The 19,514-nt window shown below is 46.7% G+C and carries 13 protein-coding genes; 3 read left to right on the top strand and 10 right to left on the bottom strand.

The annotated features are described in order from the left end of the window. Nucleotides 1–14: 14 nt before the first annotated feature. The 10 genes from RT717_RS18775 to RT717_RS18820 all read right to left on the bottom strand — a co-directional run bounded on the left by RT717_RS18775 (nt 15) and on the right by RT717_RS18820 (nt 15,480). Nucleotides 15–1,712 (bottom strand): L-lactate permease, encoded by a 1,698-nt coding sequence (locus RT717_RS18775; protein WP_317487922.1) that lies wholly within the window; start codon nt 1,710–1,712, stop codon nt 15–17. 120 nt (nt 1,713–1,832) lie between these two features. Further along, nucleotides 1,833–3,437 (bottom strand): malate synthase A, encoded by a 1,605-nt coding sequence (gene aceB / locus RT717_RS18780; RefSeq protein ID WP_317487923.1) that lies wholly within the window; start codon nt 3,435–3,437, stop codon nt 1,833–1,835. 27 nt (nt 3,438–3,464) lie between these two features. Continuing rightward, nucleotides 3,465–4,910 (bottom strand): NAD-dependent succinate-semialdehyde dehydrogenase, encoded by a 1,446-nt coding sequence (locus tag RT717_RS18785; RefSeq protein ID WP_317487924.1) that lies wholly within the window; start codon nt 4,908–4,910, stop codon nt 3,465–3,467. 43 nt (nt 4,911–4,953) lie between these two features. Further along, entirely contained in the window at nt 4,954–6,081 is a 1,128-nt protein-coding gene (locus RT717_RS18790; protein ID WP_317487925.1) for a zinc-dependent alcohol dehydrogenase family protein, read from the bottom strand. 57 nt (nt 6,082–6,138) lie between these two features. Further along, on the bottom strand, nt 6,139–7,083 hold the full coding sequence (locus RT717_RS18795; RefSeq protein ID WP_317487926.1) for a D-2-hydroxyacid dehydrogenase: 945 nt from the start codon (nt 7,081–7,083) through the stop codon (nt 6,139–6,141). Nucleotides 7,084–7,241: 158 nt separating this feature from the next. Further along, nucleotides 7,242–7,865: a YhcH/YjgK/YiaL family protein gene (locus RT717_RS18800; protein WP_317487927.1), complete on the bottom strand. Its 624-nt coding sequence runs from the start codon at nt 7,863–7,865 to the stop codon at nt 7,242–7,244. A 295-nt stretch (nt 7,866–8,160) separates the two neighbouring features. Then, on the bottom strand, nt 8,161–9,309 hold the full coding sequence (locus RT717_RS18805) for a YncE family protein (protein ID WP_317487928.1): 1,149 nt from the start codon (nt 9,307–9,309) through the stop codon (nt 8,161–8,163). Nucleotides 9,310–9,358: 49 nt separating this feature from the next. Beyond that, the gene (locus tag RT717_RS18810) at nt 9,359–10,801 is read right to left on the bottom strand and encodes a RagB/SusD family nutrient uptake outer membrane protein (RefSeq protein ID WP_317487929.1); all 1,443 of its coding nucleotides are present in this window, start codon (nt 10,799–10,801) and stop codon (nt 9,359–9,361) included. A gap of 25 nt (nt 10,802–10,826) precedes the next feature. Continuing rightward, entirely contained in the window at nt 10,827–14,270 is a 3,444-nt protein-coding gene (locus RT717_RS18815; protein ID WP_317487930.1) for a SusC/RagA family TonB-linked outer membrane protein, read from the bottom strand. 139 nt (nt 14,271–14,409) lie between these two features. After that, nucleotides 14,410–15,480, bottom strand: a complete 1,071-nt coding sequence (locus RT717_RS18820; protein WP_317487931.1) for a FecR family protein — start codon at nt 15,478–15,480, stop codon at nt 14,410–14,412. Nucleotides 15,481–15,807: 327 nt separating this feature from the next. Between RT717_RS18820 and RT717_RS18825 the strand changes: the two genes are divergently transcribed. From RT717_RS18825 to RT717_RS18835, 3 genes are all read left to right on the top strand, one after another. After that, a complete protein-coding gene (locus RT717_RS18825; protein ID WP_151997996.1) occupies nt 15,808–16,392 on the top strand; it encodes an RNA polymerase sigma-70 factor in 585 nt (194 codons plus the stop codon). A 249-nt stretch (nt 16,393–16,641) separates the two neighbouring features. Next, nucleotides 16,642–18,285 carry a carbon starvation CstA family protein gene (locus RT717_RS18830; protein ID WP_317487932.1) on the top strand — a complete coding sequence of 548 codons (1,644 nt, stop codon included), beginning with the start codon at nt 16,642–16,644 and terminating at the stop codon, nt 18,283–18,285. A 38-nt stretch (nt 18,286–18,323) separates the two neighbouring features. After that, on the top strand, nt 18,324–19,406 hold the full coding sequence (locus tag RT717_RS18835) for a tartrate dehydrogenase (protein ID WP_317487933.1): 1,083 nt from the start codon (nt 18,324–18,326) through the stop codon (nt 19,404–19,406). Nucleotides 19,407–19,514 lie beyond the last annotated feature (108 nt).

Consider the following 19,514-nt stretch of genomic DNA (forward strand, 5'->3'; position numbering starts at 1 on the left):
ATCGGCTGTTTTTACTATGAACCAAATAAAGGGTCGGCAACTTCCACAAAGTTCATAGCCAGCAAGCCTAAAACACCGATTACCAATAGATAGTAGATGGTTGGGATGATGGTTTTTCGTAAAATCAGCCCCTCCTGCCCTAGAAAGCCGACGGTGGCAGATGCAGCCACAATATTGTGTATCGCTATCATATTCCCCGCCGCTGCTCCCACAGCCTGAAGTGCCACCATAAGCGTGCCTGGCATCAACAGCCGCTCAGCCACTCCAAACTGGAAGAAACTGAACATGAGGTTACTGACGGTATTACTGCCGGCAATGAAGGCCCCCAGTGCGCCAATGGAAGGGGCAAATAAAGGGTAAATACTTCCGACATTGGAGGCCACCCACTCGGCCATGACTATAGGCATTCCGGGGATGTTTCCAGGATTAACCCCTGAATTGATATAAATTCTCACCATAGGCACGGTGAAAATCAAGACAAAGCCTGCGCCCAAAATCATTTTACTACTGTCGGAAAAAGCCTGCCTGACTTTCCCCATCTCCATTTTATGCAACAAAACGGTTAAAAATCCAGCCAAAAGAAGAATGGTACCCGGCAAGTAAAAGGGCGTGCTGCTGGCTGAAATATCTGTACCCAGAATTTGGTTGTAGCTCACGGCGATGCTGGTAAGCATGCCTTTAAAAGGCAGCTGCGGAAGGCGGCTGAGTACCAGAAGCGCCGCCACCAACAAATAGGGAGCCCAGGCAACAGCCAGCGAAAATGGAGCCTTTTCCAGTTTGTTGTCTGGCTGCACTTCGAGGCTTCCAAGCCATAGTTTAGGCCAGCTCTCCCTGGGCGGGAAGTCCCAGCCGGTCTTCGGTACCAGAAATCCTTTTTTAGCAGCTGCCACTACAATGACAAGGCCAACGAGGGATCCAAATAGGGAAGGAAACTCCGGCCCCAGCACAAAGCCAGTGATCACATAAGGAATAGTGAACGCCAGCCCGCCGAGGATAGCGAATGGAATCATGGCAAAGCCTTCCCGCCAGCTTTTGTTGGCGCCAAAAAAACGGGTCATCATGCAAATCATAAACAGGGGCATAAAAACCCCGGCAATGGCGTGCAACACCACCACTTGACTGGTCACTATGTGCAGGTAGTCGAGGAAACTAATATTGGCGGCGGATAGTTGGCCTTCAAAGTCAATACCCTGCAGGCCTCCTCTTAATCCCACCAGCACGGGTGTGCCCACAGCGCCAAAGGTAACAGCAGTGCTTTGCACCATCATGCCGAGCATGACGGCCGCCATGGATGGGAATCCCATGGCCACCAGCAGCGGCGCCACAATGGCGGCAGGCGTGCCAAAGCCGGCAGCTCCTTCAATGAACGATCCAAACAGCCAAACGATGATCACCACTTGTACACGCCTGTCGGTGCTGATGTCAGAAAAGCCACGCCGGATGACTGTGATAGCTCCGGAGTAGTTCAATAATGTGAGCATCAGGATGGCACCAAAGATGATATATAAGATATCGAAGGTGATGAACAGTCCTTGAATAGTAGACGCCAGAATATTAGCCAGTGGGAAATCCCAGGCCAGAAAAGCCACGATGGCGGTAAGCAAAAAGCCTATCGGCATCGAAATTCGGGCTGAAAGCCGGAACCCAGCCAACATAATAGCAACGACCAGGATTGGGAAAAGCGCAAGAAATGAAAGTAGTGAAAAAGACATAGGTATGGTGTTTATAACGTCGCCCCAGTGGGCTTACCGAAAAGGCACAAGCATGCTTTGAATGCTCAATTCAAGTGCCTGATTTGAAGATAAATCAATTCAAAATGTTTAACCAGCCGCTCACAACAAATGGTAGGCATCAAGGGTGAGAAAGTCTTTAAAGTCCTCCTCTCGCACAAGTTTGTCGAACAACTCGGCGGCGATTTGCAGTTTGCCGGAGGCTACCCTTTCTTCACCCAGAAATAGCGCCGCATTGGCTTTTTCGGCTTCAAACAGCGTTTCATACAATTCGATATCGACAGCCCTTCCGTCGTCGAGCAACACACCCTCGCTGTGCAGCCATTGCCAAACCTGCGCTCTTGATATTTCGGCTGTAGCAGCGTCTTCCATCAGGTTGTACAGAGCAGCGGCGCCTGTGCCCTGAAGCCATGATTCAATGTAAAGAATGCCCACATTTATGTTTAAGCGCAAGCCATTTTCTGTAATTTTTCCATCCTCAATATTCAGGTTCAAAAGATCGTCTCTACCGACAGTTACATCGGCTCGCATCACATTCTTCTGGTGTGGCTTCGTTTTTAAAACCGCATCAAACTCCTCCATTGCCGCAGGCACCAGAAATGGATGCGCCACCCAGGTACCGTCGTAGCCCTGGCTGGCTTCATTCTTCTTGTCCTGATGCACCTTTTGGAACGCAAGGTTATTTGCTTCCTCATCCTTTGACGGAATAAAAGCAGACATCCCTCCGATGGCATGGGCACCCCGTTTGTGGCATGTTTTCACCAAAAGTTCGGCATAGGATTTCATAAAATGGACACCCATGGTGATCTGAGCACGGTCGGGTAAAATAAATGCCTTGTGATGTCTTAGTTTTTTGATTGTGCTGAAAATGTAGTCCCATCGACCTGCATTCATGCCAGCAATATGATCCTTCAGTTCATACAGGATTTCCTCCATTTCGAAGCTGGCCAAAATCGTTTCCACCAGCACGGTGACCTTTATGGTCGCCTGAGGAATACCCAACAACTGCTGTGCCTTCACGAAAACATCGTTCCACAAACGTGCCTCAAGGTGACCTTCCAGTTTGGGCAGGTAATAATAGGGGCCGGAACCGTTTTCAAGCAGCGCATGGACATTGTGAAAAAAGTAGAGACCAAAGTCGAACAGTGATGCAGACAAAGGCTCGCCGTCTACCTCAACATGCTTCTCGGTCAGGTGCCAGCCTCTGGGCCTGACTACAAGAGTAGCAACATCCTCCTTCAGTGCATAAAGTTTACCATTAGGGGCTGTAAAGTCTATTTCCCTCAAGTTGGCGTCTTTCAGATTGACCTGGCCATCGATGCAGTTTTCCCACGTGGGCGAATTGGCATCTTCAAAGTCGGCCATAAACACCCTGGCACCAGAGTTGAGTGCATTGATTACCATTTTTCGATCCACAGGGCCGGTAATCTCAGTTCGTCTGTCCTGCAAGTCAGCGGGAATGGGTGCTACCTGCCAGTTTCCGTCACGGATTTTTTTGGTGCTCCCGAGAAAATCGGGCAGCTCGCCAGCATCAATGGCCTTTTGCCTTACTTCTCTGGCCTGCAAAAGCTGTGTCCTTCTCTTATTAAAACTACGGTGCAACGCCACCACAAATTCAATGGCTTCGGGGGTAAGAATGGCTTCGTAGCCTTTCGACACCGCTCCGTTTATTTTCACTCCTGGTATGTCAATTTTTGATGTTTTCATTTTCCGCTTTGCTTCACTTTCTAATACTTATTTAAGGCCACCAAAGCACAGGTATTTGATCTCCATAAAGTAGTCCATGCCGTATTTGGATCCTTCTCTGCCAATACCCGATTGTTTCACTCCGCCGAAAGGTGCCACTTCGGTGGATATCATACCTTCATTAATGCCCACCATACCCGTTTCCAAGGCTTCAGCTACCCGCCAGCATCTGCCAACATCCCGGCTGTAGAAATATGATGCAAGACCAAAATCGGTATCATTGGCGATCCGGATGGCTTCTTCCTCTGTTTTGAACCTGAACACAGGAGCTACCGGGCCAAACACCTCCTCCCGGGAAATGATCATCTCCTGAGAGGCTTCGGCAAGGACGGTGGGCTCAAAATACAAGCCCTCCAATGCCTTGCCCCCTACTACTACTTTACCTCCTTTGGCCAGGGCGTCGTCCATATGATTTTTCACCTTAGCCAGCCCTTTTTCATTGATGAGTGGCCCAATCTCAGCGCCTTCCTCCAGGCCATTGCCTACCTTCAGCGCTGCTACAGCCTTTGAAAATTTCTCCACAAACTCATCGTAAATGCCGTCCTGCACCATAAGCCGGTTGACGCATACACAGGTCTGACCGCTGTTGCGAAACTTGGACGCCATAGCGCCTTTCACTGCTTCATCAATGTCGGCGTCGTCAAAAACAATAAAAGCCGCATTACCACCGAGTTCCAGCGACAGCTTTTTAAGGGTTGAAGCGCTTTGGCTCATGAGCACCTTGCCTACGGCAGTGGAGCCTGTAAATGACAGCTTTCGCACTTTTTTGTTTTCACAAAGCTCCTTCCCTACCTCGCTGTTGTCCGATGTGGTAACCGTATTGTATACGCCCGGAGGAAAGCCTGCGAGCTCAGCAAGGTGAGAAATGGCCAGAGCGGTAAGGGGAGTCTCCGTTGGCGGTTTCACTACTACCGGGCTGCCCGCCGCCAGGGCAGGACCAACTTTTCTTGTGATCATAGCGAGCGGAAAATTCCATGGAGTGATGGCAGCTGCTACACCGATCGATTGCTTGATGACGACAATTCTCCTGTCGTTGCTATTGGCAGGGATCACATCACCATAAGTGCGCTTAGCCTCTTCGGCAAACCACTCAACAAAACCGGCACCGTAAGTCACCTCGCCGAGGCTTTCGTTCAATACTTTCCCACATTCGAGGGTCATTAGTTTGGCTAATTCATTCCTGTTTTCCAAAATGAGGTTAAACCATTTGCGCAACAATGCAGACCGCTCTTTGGCTGTGAGGTTCCTGTATGCGGGCCACGCTGCATTGGCTGCGTCGATGGCCTTGCGTGTGTCCTCACGACCCATGTCGGTCACGCTGGCCAGTACTTCGCCCGTTGCTGGGTTCGTCACGTCAAAAGTCTTTCCGCTGGCAGCACGCACCCACTGGCCATTCACGTAGGATTCTGTTCTTATTAGTTTGCTAGTCTCCACTTTTTTGTCTGTTTAAGTTAATTCAACTCTGGGCATGCCCGGGTCAGAAAGTGATTATCTGGCGTATGGCCTCTCCCTTTGCCAGCCTTTCAAAGCCTTCATTCACCTGATCGAGCACAAGCTTGTGAGTCATGAGTTTGTCTACTGGCAGCCTGCCGGATTGATACAAAGCGATATAGGCAGGAATATCTCTGGCCGGAATGCAGCTGCCCAGGTAGGAGCCCTGTAGCGTTCTTTCTTCAGCTACCAGTTTCACAGGAGCAAATTCCATTTTCTTGCTTGGGTGTGGCAAACCGGCCGTCACCGTTTTTCCGCCTCGTGCCGTAGCATTGTAAGTAAACTCCAGCGCAGCAACCACTCCTGCGAACTCCAGCCCAATATCTACGCCGCCGTTGGTCAGGTCTCTTGTTTTTTCAAGTGCGTTTGGCTCCGAGGTATCAATGGCTTCATGAGCCCCCAGCTCCAGCGCCTTGGCTAGTTTCTCTTTGTTGACGTCAGCGACAATCACCTTGCTCGCACCTCCTGCCAGTGCGCCCAGCAGTGCGGCAAAGCCCACACCCCCCATGCCAGTGATCAAGACAGACTCGCCCATCGATAGCCTGGCTGTGTTGATGACTGCACCCACGCCCGTCATGACGGCACAGCCAAATAGGGCGGCTATGTCAAACGGAAGGTCTTTCACTACTCTCACTACCGACTGCCTCGACACAACCGTGTATTCAGCAAAACCTGACACCCCCATATGGTGATGTACTTTTGCATTTTCCTTGTTGGTTAGCCTTGTGCCTCCACCTAGCAAAACACCGCTGTTGTTGGCGGCCATGCCGTTTTCGCACAAAGCGGGCCTGGCGGTCATGCAAGGCATGCAGTGCCCACAAATGGGCACAAATGAAAATACAATATGGTCACCCACCACCAGGTCAGTGACTCCTGGCCCCAGCTCTACCACTTCTCCGGCGGCTTCGTGCCCCAGCACCATGGGCATTTGGCGGGGCCTGTTTCCGTCCATTACCGATAAATCAGAATGGCAAAGTCCGGCGGCATGTATCTTCACGAGAATTTCACCCGCTTCGGGGCCAGCCAGGTCTACCTCCTCTATGGTCAGAGGTTTGCTTTCATGATAGGGTCTGCTTGCGCCCATATCATGTAATACTGCAGCTCTTATTTTCATAGTATGTTATCTGAATAGATTTAAGTTACCTGGCTGGCTCAAATGGCCCACCAGTTTTCATTTATCAACTCCTCCCAAAAATTCCTGAATATTTTGCCCCACTTTATCAATCAGCAATGTTCGAGCTTCCATGCTTGCCCAGATGGAATGCGGCGTCATCACCAGTTTTTCCTTTTCATTTACCAATAAAAGTGGGCTTTGAGGGTCCAGCGGCTCTCTGGCAAACACATCGATACCAGCCCCGGCAATAAGTCCCTCGTTGAGTCCCCTCACCAGGTCTGTTTCATTGACTATACCTCCCCGACCAGCATTAATCAACAAGCCGGAGCGTTTCATGAGACCAAGTCTTTCGTAGTTGATCAGGTTGCTGGTGTGCTGGTTCAAAGGGGCATGTATACTTACAACATCGGCAGTGGCAAGAAACTCTTCCAGTTCCAGACGAGGGTAGGGTACCTCATAACTTTGACCCGAGGCGGAATAGTAAACCACTTCGGCCCCAAAGGCTTCCGCAATTTTTGCCACCTGCAATCCAATGCTGCCGAGCCCTATAATACCGAATCTTTTTCCGCTTAATTCCCAAAAAGGTTTTTCAAAGTGCGTGAAAATATCCGTCTTTGAATAGGCCCCTGACTTCACATAATTGTCGTAGTAGGGCACTTTGTTTATCAATTGGAGCAAGATGGCAAACGTCCCTTGAGCCACGCTTTTTGAAGAATAGTCGACAGCGTTTTTTACGGGAATTCCCAGTTCATTAGCCGCTGCTATGTCCACATTGTTGGTGCCTGTGGCGGCAATACAAATCAGCTTCAATCTTTTGGCTTCGTGAACGGTGCCTCTGTCGATAACCACCTTATTAGTGATAATTATATCCGCTTCCCGAACTCTCTCCAGCGTTTGATCCGAAGAGGTAGTTTCATAATAAATGGCCTCACCGAAGCGCTCCAATGATTTGATATTGGGAACATCTCCAATCGTTTTGGTATCAAGAAAAACCAGCTTCATTGGCGTTTTTTTTTTAAAAAACCTTATACAATTCTCACCCAGTCACCTAAATTTTAGGCGTTGCACATCCTTATTAAAATACTTTGCGTGAAGTGGATCGGCGTGAGCCTTGGTCAACCCGGCAGTCGCACTAAATCAGCCAACCTCTTGCGGCGAAATCAGCCACCAGCCCTGACTTTAATAACTATCTTTTTCACCGTATCGTACCCTTCTACTTTTACGCCAGGCCGATGGGCATCTTTACCTGGGAAAACGACGAAAAAGGTCTCAGGATTCTCCTCGTAATATTTGCCTTTGGCTTCATGAAACATGATCTCCTTTTCAGCATCATACGGTTCAGTCACCGTGGATCCTTCCACTGGGGCTATGCCAATTTTCTCCTTGCCGTCAAAAACATAGTGAATGTCGGCGTAAACCTTGTGTGACTCATATTTCGTCTTCGCAAGTTCTTTAGTCGGGCCATCGCTGACAATCACAAAAACGTTTTCACCGTCAATGGGGTACCTGCCCGGCTTAATGCTGGCAAGGTCGTCTCGCTGCATATAGGCAAAGGCCTTATCCCACCAATCTTTATGGGCACTGTACTGCCTGGCCAGCTCTTGTTGGTCAATGGACTTATGAGGAACCAGATTATCGTTGCTCAGCCATTTACGCTCTTTGAACCATTCCTTTGACTCCTTTTTTCCGAGGGCTTTGCCTGATTGCGCCTGCAGCTCAAAACACATGCTGAGCGCCGTTAATAGCGTCAATGCAGATAACAAACGGCGAGAAAAACTATGCATAGCATTACAACTTTAGAGTTAGCTTAATAAAACGTTACCTAGAGTATTGAGCAACATTGCTCACTGTCTCACTGCAATCAAAAACAAATCATACAAAACAATTTACATATGGCAACCAAATGAACTGCCGCCCGACATGGAATAGGTTTGGAGTGCTGTTTGAACCGACAAAAAAGGGAGGGGTTATACAGCAATGATTGCCAATAGCTATGATTCGACCGGCATTCACCTATCAGACTGCTTATGATCAGCTGATACTGTATACCCCCCTGCTTTCACCTACCTACTTAATCGTTTAATGAGGAGCACGACCCAGTCCAAACTGGTCACCAATTTTCACCGCTTTGTTGTCAACGAATTGAATTTCGACCATTTTCTCACTAGCCACATAGTTGTTATCCTCATCAGTAAGCAACGTCACAATTTTGCGGGTTTTTACATCGATCACTTCGCCGCTTGACGGATAGGCATACTTACCATCAAGGCTGAAAGTCACCCACCCTGGCATGTCCTGCAAAGGAATAGTGGTGAGTTGCTTGTATGGAGGCTTGTTTTCGAAAATATGCATGCGCATGTTATGTCCGTCGCTCACCCAAATTTCCTTCTCGTCAGGTGTGAGACCTATACCGTGACTTGGGCAGGAATGTCTCCTGACTGGTCCCTTTTCCCAGCCTTCCACCGTCACCCTGGCCAACTTTTCGCCTGTTTTCAGGTCTCCAACTTCAAAACCCAGCAACTCGTTGACGTTAACAAACACAAGCGACTCATCACTATTGACTGTGAATGGGCGAATACCTCCACCAAATGGCCCCACCTTGCTCACAAGTGTATGGGTCTTAGTGTCAGCAATATTCAAAAAAGGCGTGCCAATATCTGCCAGATAGGCTTTGGAACCAGACATGCCAATGATGGTATTATGGGCACGGGTGAAAACCTGTATTTTGCTCTTGATTTCACCTGACGCACAGTCAACTACATTCCAAAAGTCTTTTTCCAATGATGGCAGGTACATTGTTTTACCATCCGGTGAAATCGACATTCGGTCGCATCCACCTTCGAAAGGTATCTCCCACACTACTTTCTCAGAAGTAATGTCTATCCTTTGCAGGGTCTCCAGCGTACTGACATAGATACTGTTGGTGGCCAGGCTTACCGCTACACCTTTTACATTAGATGGTGTGCCATCTTTGTGATAACCCTTCATCGGTATTCTTTTCACGAACCGATGGTTATTGTCCATATCGAAGACAAGTATTCCATGCCCCCCATACCCCAGATAGTCTCTTATCCCCGGGGTGGCAACATACAGGTATCGTTTCGTTGTAGCCGCCAAGTCATCGCTTCCTGCCGACGGCTCTTCGCCTGGCAGAGATATCCACGCCGCCGAGACTATCAAAAGCATGCCAAGGATTACAACCTTAATAATGTTAATGTTCTTCTTCATGATATGTGTTTCTTATGTTTCATACTATTTGCTATAGAAATGCATCCGTTCAATTATATCCAGTGTTCTGCGGGAAAATTTCCAGGTCATTCATCAACTGAATCTGAGCAAGAGGGATTGGGAAAACTGTCATGTAGTCTTTCATTCCAAGTGGTGCCATCACCTCCAGAGCCCGGCCAGTTCTAACCAGGTCGAACCATCGATGGCCTTCAAACGAAAGCTCAAATCTTCTTTCCATATAAATTTTGTCACGGGTTTCACTCTGCGACAAGCCCTCTACGGGATCTACACCGCCCCGTTCACGAACCTGGTTCAGGTAGCCAAGTGCCTCAACCGTTTTGCCATTTTCATTTAGTGCTTCTGCATAAAGCAGCAAAACATCTGCGTAACGAATCACCTTCCAGTTGGCACGGCTGTCGCAGCTGGTAAGCAGGCGAACCATGTACTTTTTCGTAAATGTGGCCACGTCGTTGGAAGTGGGAATCAGGGGAATAAAGTTACCGTCGGCATCGGTATGCCCATTGGCAGCAGTTACATCCTTTCTTACGTCACCTGGCTCAAAAATTTCAAATAAGTGGGGAGGCGCATTGTTGTTCCCATTTTGGCCTCCTGTAACACCATAAAACTCGGCCAATTCAGGGTTTTTCGGGGTGAAGTTGGTGGTAAAGCAATTCCCTTCTCCACCAAGTCCCTCTTCATATTCGATATCGAAGATGTATTCGCTGTGGTGCTCGTCTTTCATGTAGTCAAACAAATCATTGTAGTCCTCAAGCAGCGCATAGCCCATGGTGGTAACTTCCTTCAATTTAGCCTCAGCCTTCACGAATTCGTGGCGGGTCATGTACACTTTTCCGAGAATTGACTTGGCAGCTCCCATAGTGGCCCTGCCAACGTCCGACCCAGAATAGCTTCCTGGCAACTTCGTTTCAGCGTCCAGCAAGTCGGGAATAATGACCTCGTTGTATATCTTTTCGACACTTTCACGTCCCTTTGTGTACGACTCCTCAATGGTGATAGGCTTGGTAATCATTTGTACATCACCAAAGATTCTTACCATATCAAAGTAAGCAAGGGCACGAATGAACCTGGCTTCACCTATGTACAAGTCTTTATTCTTAACAACAGCGGGGTCGGCCTGTTCAATTCTAGCGAGCAACATGTTACAGCGGCTGATGGTAACGTAATAGTTCCGCCAAGTGTCTCGCAACACATTGTCGTCATTGTTGATAGTGAAGTTATCCATGGCCGCAGCGGTATTCTTAACCAACTCATCCCATGAGTCGTCGCCTCTCATATCGCCAAACAACCACATGTCCTGGTATTGGTCCTGCAGCGATCCATAAATGCCAATAACGGCGTCATTAAAGTCTTTATCTGTCTTAAATAAAGCATCTATACTTACTGTATCTACCGGTGCTATGTCAATAAAGTCCTTGTTACATGACATCATAAACAGCGATACGAATGTGACTATGCTAATTATGTTTTTCATTTCTATTTCATTTAGGGTGAGTAAATTAAAATCCTACGTTTAGTCCAAGCTTGATGCTTTTCGCCACGGGATAATCATACTGTTCGTTGCCTGGGTTCAGGGCGCTTCCACTCCTGCTCACGTCAGGGTTGAAACCAATATGCTTCGTAAACAGAAAAGGATTAATTGTATTAATATAAACTCTGAGCGAGCTCAGGTTAAGGCGCTCAACGAAGGCCTCTGGCAGCAGGTAACCAAGCGTTATATTATTAATACGCAAATAGGTTCCTGTATCCAGCCACAGTTGACTGAATTGCCCACGAAAGTTGCCTGTTGGGGTATCATTAGGTCTAGGCGACCCATCGCCTGGCTCACTTTCTGACTTCCAGTAGTCGTTCATGATCGACAATTGTCTGAATCTGGATCTGTTGTTAGCCAACTGATTTCTGGAGATCGCTAAAATCTCGTTTCCCTTCGACCCCTGAATACCTATAGTTAAAGAAATATTCTTATACGACAGGTTGTTAGTCATTCCATAATAGAAATCGGGATAAGGGGAGCCCATAATGGTTTTATCAAGACTATTGATGACTCCATCAGGCACTCCCTCCGGGCCGCTCACGTCCACAAACCTTACGTCACCCACTCTTGAGGCATCTCTGGCACCCGGATTAAAAATAGGCCCTGCATCCAGCTCCGCCTGGTTTTTGAAAACACCATCAGATAACCAGCCATAAAACATACCAATGGGCTGACCTATCATGGTTATGTTGCCCCCAGAGATAATTGGGTCTCCTTCCGGCCCAAGCTTAACCACTTCGTTCTTATAAGTGGAGATGTTAAAATTAGTTGTCCATTTGAAATCACCTGTGGTATTTACAGTGCTTGCTACAAATTCCCATCCGCTGTTTTTTACCTCCCCAATATTTTTCAACGCAGTGCTGAAACCCGTAACATCAGGCACGTTCACATTCAAAAGCAGGTCATAATTCCTGGAATTGAAATAATCGATATTGAAGCCAAGCCTGTTATCAACAAAACTTAGGTCGACGCCTACGTTTATTTGCTTTTGCGTTTCCCAGGTTAGAGAAGGATTGGCCAGCCTGCCTGGCGCATATCCACCAACAGCACCGCCGCCGAGGGTATACTTGTCGTAATTGATGGTAGCATAGTGCTCATAATTACCAATGTTGTTGTTACCTGTGCTGCCGTAGCTTGTTCTTAACTTCATTTCAGAAAGAGCAGGCATGGATTGCATGAAGCTTTCGTCAGAGATTCTCCAGGCTAAAGCCAGCGAAGGAAAAACGCCAAACTTGTTCTCAGAGCCAAAGCGAGACGAGCCGTCTGTTCTCAATGAAGCTGTGAAGTAGTACTTTCCCAGGTAGTTGTAGTTGACCCTTCCCAGGTAGGATACCAAAGACCATTCGTAATAGTTTGACGTACCACCGGTGATAATCCCACTCACGGCGCTCAAAGTTGGGACAAGGTTGTTTGGGTACCTGTTACTAGTCAGACTATTTGATTCAACTGTTTCTTTTTGGGTAGTAAAACCTGCTAATCCCGAAAAATTATGGTCGCCAAAACTTTTGTTATAGTTAAGGGTAGTTTCAGTAAGCCAGTTTAAGCGAAGGGCAGAATAGTCGGAGCCTACAGCCGGATTGTTGAAAAATGCCGGAAGCTGCGGCTTAAAACTCATGCCTTTAATTGCCTGGAGGTTTGTGCCTGCCGCCACATTCACTTTCAGTTCATCAAGGATGGCGTACTCTACATTGATATTGCCAAGTAAACCTATTCCCTTTTGCCTGTTAATCACTTCATTAGCTAAAGCAACGGGATTTTGGGTTGTAACCACTGCGTCGAGTCCGCCACCAAAAGGAAAATAAGAACCATCAGGATTGTACAATGAATAGTATTGTGGAATTACCAGGGAGTTGTACAAAATGTCAGTGTTGCTGTTAACACCGTCAAAGCTGGTTCCTCCTACGTTGGTTTTGTCAACATAAGACGGGTTAATACTTGTTTTAATGGACAACTTATCGGTCAACTTAGAATCGATATTGGAGCGCAATGAATACCTTTTGAAATTACTGTTCAAAATAATTCCGTCCTGAGATAAGTATTCGCCACTGATGGCATACTTTACATTTTCGCTGCCTCCGTTGGAAGATAGCTGGTGCTGCTGCTGGGGCGCTGTTACCAGAATTTCATCGAATGGATCTTTGAAGTCGAGAGTGACACCGGGCTGAGTAGGCGTTCTTCCTTCCAGTACTTCAACAACAGTAACCGGAACAGCGATTTTCCAGGTTTCTACCGGGCCGGATACGTCATTGCCCTCGTCAATATTTCTGTTTCTTATTCCGTCAAAGTAGTGCTGCGCTTCCTCTTTTGCGGATTGAAATTCAGGCATTTTTGCGATTTTCTGAAAGCCAAAGTAGGCGTCGTATTTGAAGGTTGGCTTTCCTTCTTTTCCTCTTTTGGTATTAATTATTATCACACCGTTGGAGCCTCTCGATCCATAAATGGCAGTAGCCGAGGCATCTTTCAATACGTCGATACTCTCGATGTCATTAGGGTTGATGGTTTGAATGCTTTGCATGGGGAAACCATCTACCACGTACAGGGGATCACCTGCAGCGGAAATACTGCCTACCCCTCTTATCCTGATTTGCGGCGGCGCTCCGGGCTCACCAGAAACTGGCATTACCTGAACGCCGGCAGCCTTTCCCAGCAATGCCTGGTCTACCCTGGTGGCCCCCAAATCTTTTATCTCATCGCTTCCCACAGATGAAATCGAGCCTGTGACGTCTTTTCTCTCCATCTCTCCATAACCCACCACCACTATCTCACTCAGCTGAGCTATGTCCGAGGTCAGCATGATGTTAATTACGGAGCGCCCATTTACCGGCACTTCCTGACTTGCATAGCCAATAAATGAAAATATCAGGGTGGTACTACCTTCCGGGCTCTTTAAAGAGTAATTGCCGTCAATGTCCGTTACCGTACCGATATTGGTCCCTTTTACAATAATATTAACACCCGGAAGCGCCTCGCCTTCCTCGGAAGTTACCTTCCCCGTTATTATCACATCTTCTATAATTACTTCAAGAGAAGGTGAAGACTCCCTGTCTTTATTGGCATTAATTACTGTGATGTTTTTATTTATCTGTTTAAAACTCAGGCCAGTTTCTTTGGCAATATCCAACAACACGTCGCCAACAGTTCGTGGTATTTTGTATTTACCCGAAAACTTAACATTAGGATCAAGTTTGCCCCTGTCATATGCAAAATGGTAATCTGTTGCCGACTCGATAATTTGGAAAGTCTCAACTAAGGTATTTTTATTGAATTCAATATTCAATGGATAATCTCGCACACTCTTGGTTTCCTGAACGGATGCGAAACTGAACGTAAATGCAAAAAATTGAAGAAATAACCCGTATAGCAGTCGCCTGAACACACAGGGGGTTTGGTGTAGAAATCTTTTTAACATAACTTTGTAGTTTAAGTATGAAATAATTTATCTGGCAATATTTTTTATCTGATACATAAAAAATACTTGCGACTAAGTCGGCAGCTTTCTGGTTGCCGATTTTTTTTATCCACTTTCTATCGATTCTGTTTTCATAGGCTTAGAAAAATATTTTGACTTTGTTTCCCTTTAGTTCGTAAGTAATGTCTTGCGACGCCTGCAAAACATCCATGATATTCTTTAGGTTATCTCTCTCAAATTTCGAAGTCAGTTTCCACTCCTGATCAGGTCTCCCCACAGTAGTTATTTCCACATCGAACCAATTCTCAAGTATCTTAATCACCTTCCGATGGTCGGCATCCTTGAAATAAATGATGCCTCTTTTCCATGAGGTCATCTCCTCTACATTAAACGACTGTCTGCTAAGCTTACCCGACTGCACGTTTAGGTCGGCCATTTCACCAGGGCTTAAGAGTAAAGTCTCGTGTTCAGTGCCATCATTACCCTTCCTTACTCTACCTACCATTAATTTCCCCGTTACCAATGCCACATTGTATATATCAAGTTCCGGGAAAGACTGCACATTAAACGACGTGCCCAAAACCCTCATTTCTAAATTGGACGACCTGACGATAAAGGGCCTGCTTTTATCAGGTGTCACTTCAAAAAAAGCTTCACCCACCAGGCTCACCACTCGCTCAGCATCACCAAATACCTCCGGGTAAGAGATACTGCTGCCAGAGTTGAGAATGACTTCCGTACCGTCCGACAGGTGAATAGTCAATTTTTGGCCCTTGTGTGTCTCCTTCTGCAATTGCGGCACAGTCTCTACCACCTCCGGTGGGTTGTCAAATGTTCCCCTGCTGTAAAAAAACATTCCTATAATCAGCAACGACACAGCCGCTGCTGCAAGAGATGCCCTTCTCAACCAACTGGATTTTTTATCCTTTGCCACGTAAACTTGTCTAAATGGACTTTCATCAGTAGCTGTAATACTGTCCGTTTTCTTCACGTACTCAACCAAATCTTCCATATTGATCAGGTCATGAATCTTCCTCAGCATTCCTTCTTCATCGGCGCTCTTCTCAGTATCCCTTTTCCGATTGAATTCCAGAATCTGGTCAGACATGTGCTCATCCAATTTTCCAGAATCCAGGCTTTCAAGGATATACTTCACCTCTTCTATGCTACATTCTCCCTGGAAATACCTTTCCAACAGCTTTTTGTCCATTTTTGCTTTTGTTGCTTAGTGGTAATACAATGTGCTGGCTTGCTACCCTGAAAAGCGTTGTAAAAAAATTCAGTTCGACTGTGTATAACTGAAACTAACATGGGATGGACCTGCCCAAAACTACTCAGGCTATGCCTTACAATGACCATCACACGACACAAGTGCATGTGGCTGTATGGTTGAGCAAACGCCGCCAAAGAAAGACCGACCTGCCAGGTTCTGAGCAAATTGCCTTTCATCAAAAAAAAGCAACCCAAACTATCGATTTCTAATTTTTATGACGATGTTGTTGCCCAGTATTGCATATTTTGTAATAGCACTCATCCTATGAAAGAATCATTAGCTACGATAATTGATCAACTTAAATTAGGTGACAAAAAGGCCCTTGACACCCTATTTTACCTATATAACAAGCGGATTTACCATTTCGGTTTGAGCTACTTTCATAACAAGGAAGAATCCGAAGAAATTGTACAGGAAGTATTTTTGAAGCTTTGGTTTAATAGAAAATCCATTAACAGAGACGGCGCTTTTGAGTCGTACATTTTTACCATTGCTAAAAACACGATCCTCAATAGCCTAAAGAAAAAAATTCATCATAAAGCTTATCAGGAATACCGGCTCCATGTAGCCGACATTACTAGTAACTCAACAGAGGATGATGTTATATACCATGACTTTGAAAAGCTTTATGAGATAGCCCTGCAGGTGCTCCCGAAAAAAAGGAAAGAGATTTTTATCCTTAGCCGAATGGAAGGCCTGAGTTATCAACAAATTGCAGAAAAGCTTGGGATTTCGGTGAAGACAGTGGAAACACAAATGCAGCTTGCGCTCAAGCATTTCAGAGGGGTGTTGAAATCAAACACTGACCTCATAGTTTCTGCGTCACTCTTTTTCCTGGCTGCCAGCTAAACTACACGATTTCAAACCTTTAGCTTCATTTCTCTTTTAGCACTCACCTGACCAGTCTAGCCCGATCTTCACTTTCTCACCTCAACTGGCAGCTCATTCACACATCTTCTTCGAAAAATAAACTTCACCTAATTCAGGGTAAGGCTTGATCACATTGTACTACTTCACAGCGAAAGGCAACTACCCTAATTTCACACATAAAATATCCTGCTGCTGGCAACTGTTGGCTCAGCTTAAATTACACAACTTATGAACCTCATCATTCTTTTATCAATATCTGCCATTGTGCTGCTTGTAGCCTATTTCACCTACGGGAAGTTCGTGTTCAAAAAATTAAACATAAGCAACAAAAACACCACACCGGCACACTCCTTCGAAGATGGGATCGACTATATCCCAAGCAAAACACCCGTTGTCCTTGGGCACCACTTCGCCTCAATTGCGGGTGCCGGGCCTATAGTCGGGCCAATCATCGCCGTCACTTTCGGCTGGATTCCGGCTGTTATCTGGATATTGCTCGGAGGCATTTTCTTTGGTGCAGTACACGACCTCACCAGCATGATTGCTTCTATGAGGCACGGCGGCAAGTCTATCGGGGTGATTATCCAAAAATATATCGGGCAAGGAGGAAAGCGCCTTTTCCTGATTTTCAGCTTCGCCACGCTTATTCTAATCACTGCGGTTTTTGTTGATATCATAGCCAAAACCTTTATCAATAACCCAGGAGTAGCCTCTGCATCCATCCTGTTCATGCTGCTGGCTGTAGTTTTCGGGATTGTTAACAAAGCGACCGCAAACGTCAAACATGCCTTTTTGATCAACACCGTTATTGGCGTGCTTGCTATGTACTATTTTGTTTATCTGGGCATGCAAATACCCTTCTTACTGGATTACAAACTGTGGGTTGTGTTACTGTTGGCCTACGCCTTCGTGGCCTCTGTCACACCGGTCTCATTTCTCCTGCAACCGAGAGACTATCTAAACAGCTTTCTTTTATATGGCCTCATGATTGCCGCCGTGGTGGGTGTCTTTATTGCGAATCCGGAGATTAAAATGGACAACAACGTCCAAATCAATTCTGAAAACCTCGGCTACCTCTTCCCAGTGTTGTTTGTTACCGTGGCGTGCGGTGCCATCAGCGGTTTTCACTCGCTGGTGGCCAGCGGCACCACTTCCAAACAAATCAACAAAGAAAACGACACCAAGGTGGTGGGATATGGTGGCATGTTGATTGAGTCATTTTTAGCTATCATCTCAGTTGGAACGGTCATCATTATTAGTCGGGGAGAATACGCTAGTCGATTGGTCATCGAAGGGCCAGTGACCTTGTTTTCCGACGGACTGGGTAACATCATTTCATCTTCGGGAATCTCCGCACAGTTAGCCATTTCATTCGTGGCATTAACAGTATCAGCCTTTGCACTCACCACGCTCGATACCTGCACCAGGCTGGCTCGCTTTACAGTTCAGGAGTACTTCGAAGATGTCGACCACAAGGTAGGAAAGGCATTTGCCAAGAACCGCTACCTGGCAACTTTAGTGGTTGTCATATGCTCAGTTCTGTTGCTTACTTCTGGGGAGTTCACTACGCTGTGGCCAATTTTCGGATCGGCCAATCAGTTGCTGGCAGCATTGGCTCTTCTGGCCGTGGCCGTGTGGCTCATCAAAAATAAAATCAATCCCAACTTTGTGCTCGTCCCGATGTTTTTCATGTTTTCCGTCACCCTCAGCTCACTCCTCCTCTTCGCTATCAAAAATTTCACCGACGGCGTCTATATTTTGTCAGTCATTGCCGGCATTCTCTTCATCCTTTCCATATTACTTATTTGGCTGGCCACCCGAAGTCTGAAAAAAGAAATGAATGAACAGGGGCAAACCTTGACCAACGCCTAAGAAGGCAGGATACACAAATTCTAAATAGAAAAAAAGCAATGAAAACTCACAAAGTAGCCGTGATAGCGGGAGATGGAATAGGGCCTGAGGTTTTGGCAGAAGGGATCAAAGTGTTGAGGAAAGTTGAAGCACTTGACGGCAACATGAAGTTTGACTTTACACATTTCCCATGGGGTTGTGAGTACTATGCCAACCATGGAAAAATGATGGCCGATGATGGCATGGATCAGCTTAGGAATTTTGAAGCGATTTATTTGGGTGCTGTTGGATTCCCCGGAGTGCCGGATCATGTTTCGCTGAGGGAACTACTATTGAAAATCAGAAAGGGCTTCGATCAGTACGTCAACATTCGTCCCGTTCAACTCTTGGAGGGTGCTCCCTGCCCTTTGAAAGATGTGAAAAGAGAAGAGGTCGACATGATCGTGATCCGAGAAAACAGCGAAGGTGAGTATGCCGGAGCAGGCGACTGGCTGTTCAAAGGAAAGCCCGAAGAGGTGGTGCTTCAAACCGGCGTCTTTTCCAGAAAGGGGACAGAAAGAATCATCAGGTACGCCTACGAGCTGGCCCGAAAAGAGAAAAAGACCTTAACCAGCATAAGCAAGGCCAACGCCCTTAACTATTCCATGGTCTTCTGGGATCAGGTATTTGAAGAGGTGGGCAAGGAGTATCCGGAAGTAAAAACCGCTTCCTACCTGGTAGACGCCGCTGCCATGTTCTTTGTGAAGCAGCCGCAACGGTTCCAGATAGTGGTAACCTCCAATCTCTTTGGAGACATCATCACCGACCTGGGAGCGGCCATTGCCGGCGGTATGGGGCTTGCTGCGGGTGCAAATGTTAACCCGGAAAGGCTACACCCTTCAATGTTTGAACCAATTCACGGATCGGCGCCCGACATTGCAGGCAAGGGAATAGCTAACCCCCTCGCCGCTATTTGGTCCGCCAGCCAAATGCTTGATTTTTTTGGGTATAATGATTGGGGAAGGGCTGTGTTGAAATCCATTGAAAAAGTGATGGTGGAAAAGAAAACACTAACGCCAGATTTGGGAGGCACCTCTACTACATCAGAAGTGGGAAATGCCGTGATAGCGGCGCTTGCGGGAATTTCAAAGCCCCAATGTTAATGATTAAACCAATCAGCCAGCTCGCAGAGTTTCAGTTCATTTCTTTCTCTTATTTCTCATATCATCGGATTGCTAAAAATTAACGGAGCTCCCACGTCCGTCCCCTCC

Origin of the sequence: Imperialibacter roseus, assembly GCF_032999765.1 — a bacterium.
In the GTDB taxonomy this organism is placed as follows: domain Bacteria; phylum Bacteroidota; class Bacteroidia; order Cytophagales; family Cyclobacteriaceae; genus Imperialibacter; species Imperialibacter roseus.

What these genes read in the sequence shown, in the direction of transcription:
- RT717_RS18775 (WP_317487922.1), bottom strand. Translation starts at nt 1,712, where the DNA reads ATGTCTTTTTCACTACTTTCATTTCTTGCGCTTTTCCCAATCCTGGTC.
- aceB (WP_317487923.1), bottom strand. Translation starts at nt 3,437, where the DNA reads ATGAAAACATCAAAAATTGACATACCAGGAGTGAAAATAAACGGAGCG.
- RT717_RS18790 (WP_317487925.1), bottom strand. Translation starts at nt 6,081, where the DNA reads ATGAAAATAAGAGCTGCAGTATTACATGATATGGGCGCAAGCAGACCC.
- RT717_RS18795 (WP_317487926.1), bottom strand. Translation starts at nt 7,083, where the DNA reads ATGAAGCTGGTTTTTCTTGATACCAAAACGATTGGAGATGTTCCCAAT.
- RT717_RS18800 (WP_317487927.1), bottom strand. Translation starts at nt 7,865, where the DNA reads ATGCATAGTTTTTCTCGCCGTTTGTTATCTGCATTGACGCTATTAACG.
- RT717_RS18805 (WP_317487928.1), bottom strand. Translation starts at nt 9,309, where the DNA reads ATGAAGAAGAACATTAACATTATTAAGGTTGTAATCCTTGGCATGCTT.
- RT717_RS18810 (WP_317487929.1), bottom strand. Translation starts at nt 10,801, where the DNA reads ATGAAAAACATAATTAGCATAGTCACATTCGTATCGCTGTTTATGATG.
- RT717_RS18815 (WP_317487930.1), bottom strand. Translation starts at nt 14,270, where the DNA reads ATGTTAAAAAGATTTCTACACCAAACCCCCTGTGTGTTCAGGCGACTG.
- RT717_RS18820 (WP_317487931.1), bottom strand. Translation starts at nt 15,480, where the DNA reads ATGGACAAAAAGCTGTTGGAAAGGTATTTCCAGGGAGAATGTAGCATA.
- RT717_RS18825 (WP_151997996.1), top strand. Translation starts at nt 15,808, where the DNA reads ATGAAAGAATCATTAGCTACGATAATTGATCAACTTAAATTAGGTGAC.
- RT717_RS18830 (WP_317487932.1), top strand. Translation starts at nt 16,642, where the DNA reads ATGAACCTCATCATTCTTTTATCAATATCTGCCATTGTGCTGCTTGTA.
- RT717_RS18835 (WP_317487933.1), top strand. Translation starts at nt 18,324, where the DNA reads ATGAAAACTCACAAAGTAGCCGTGATAGCGGGAGATGGAATAGGGCCT.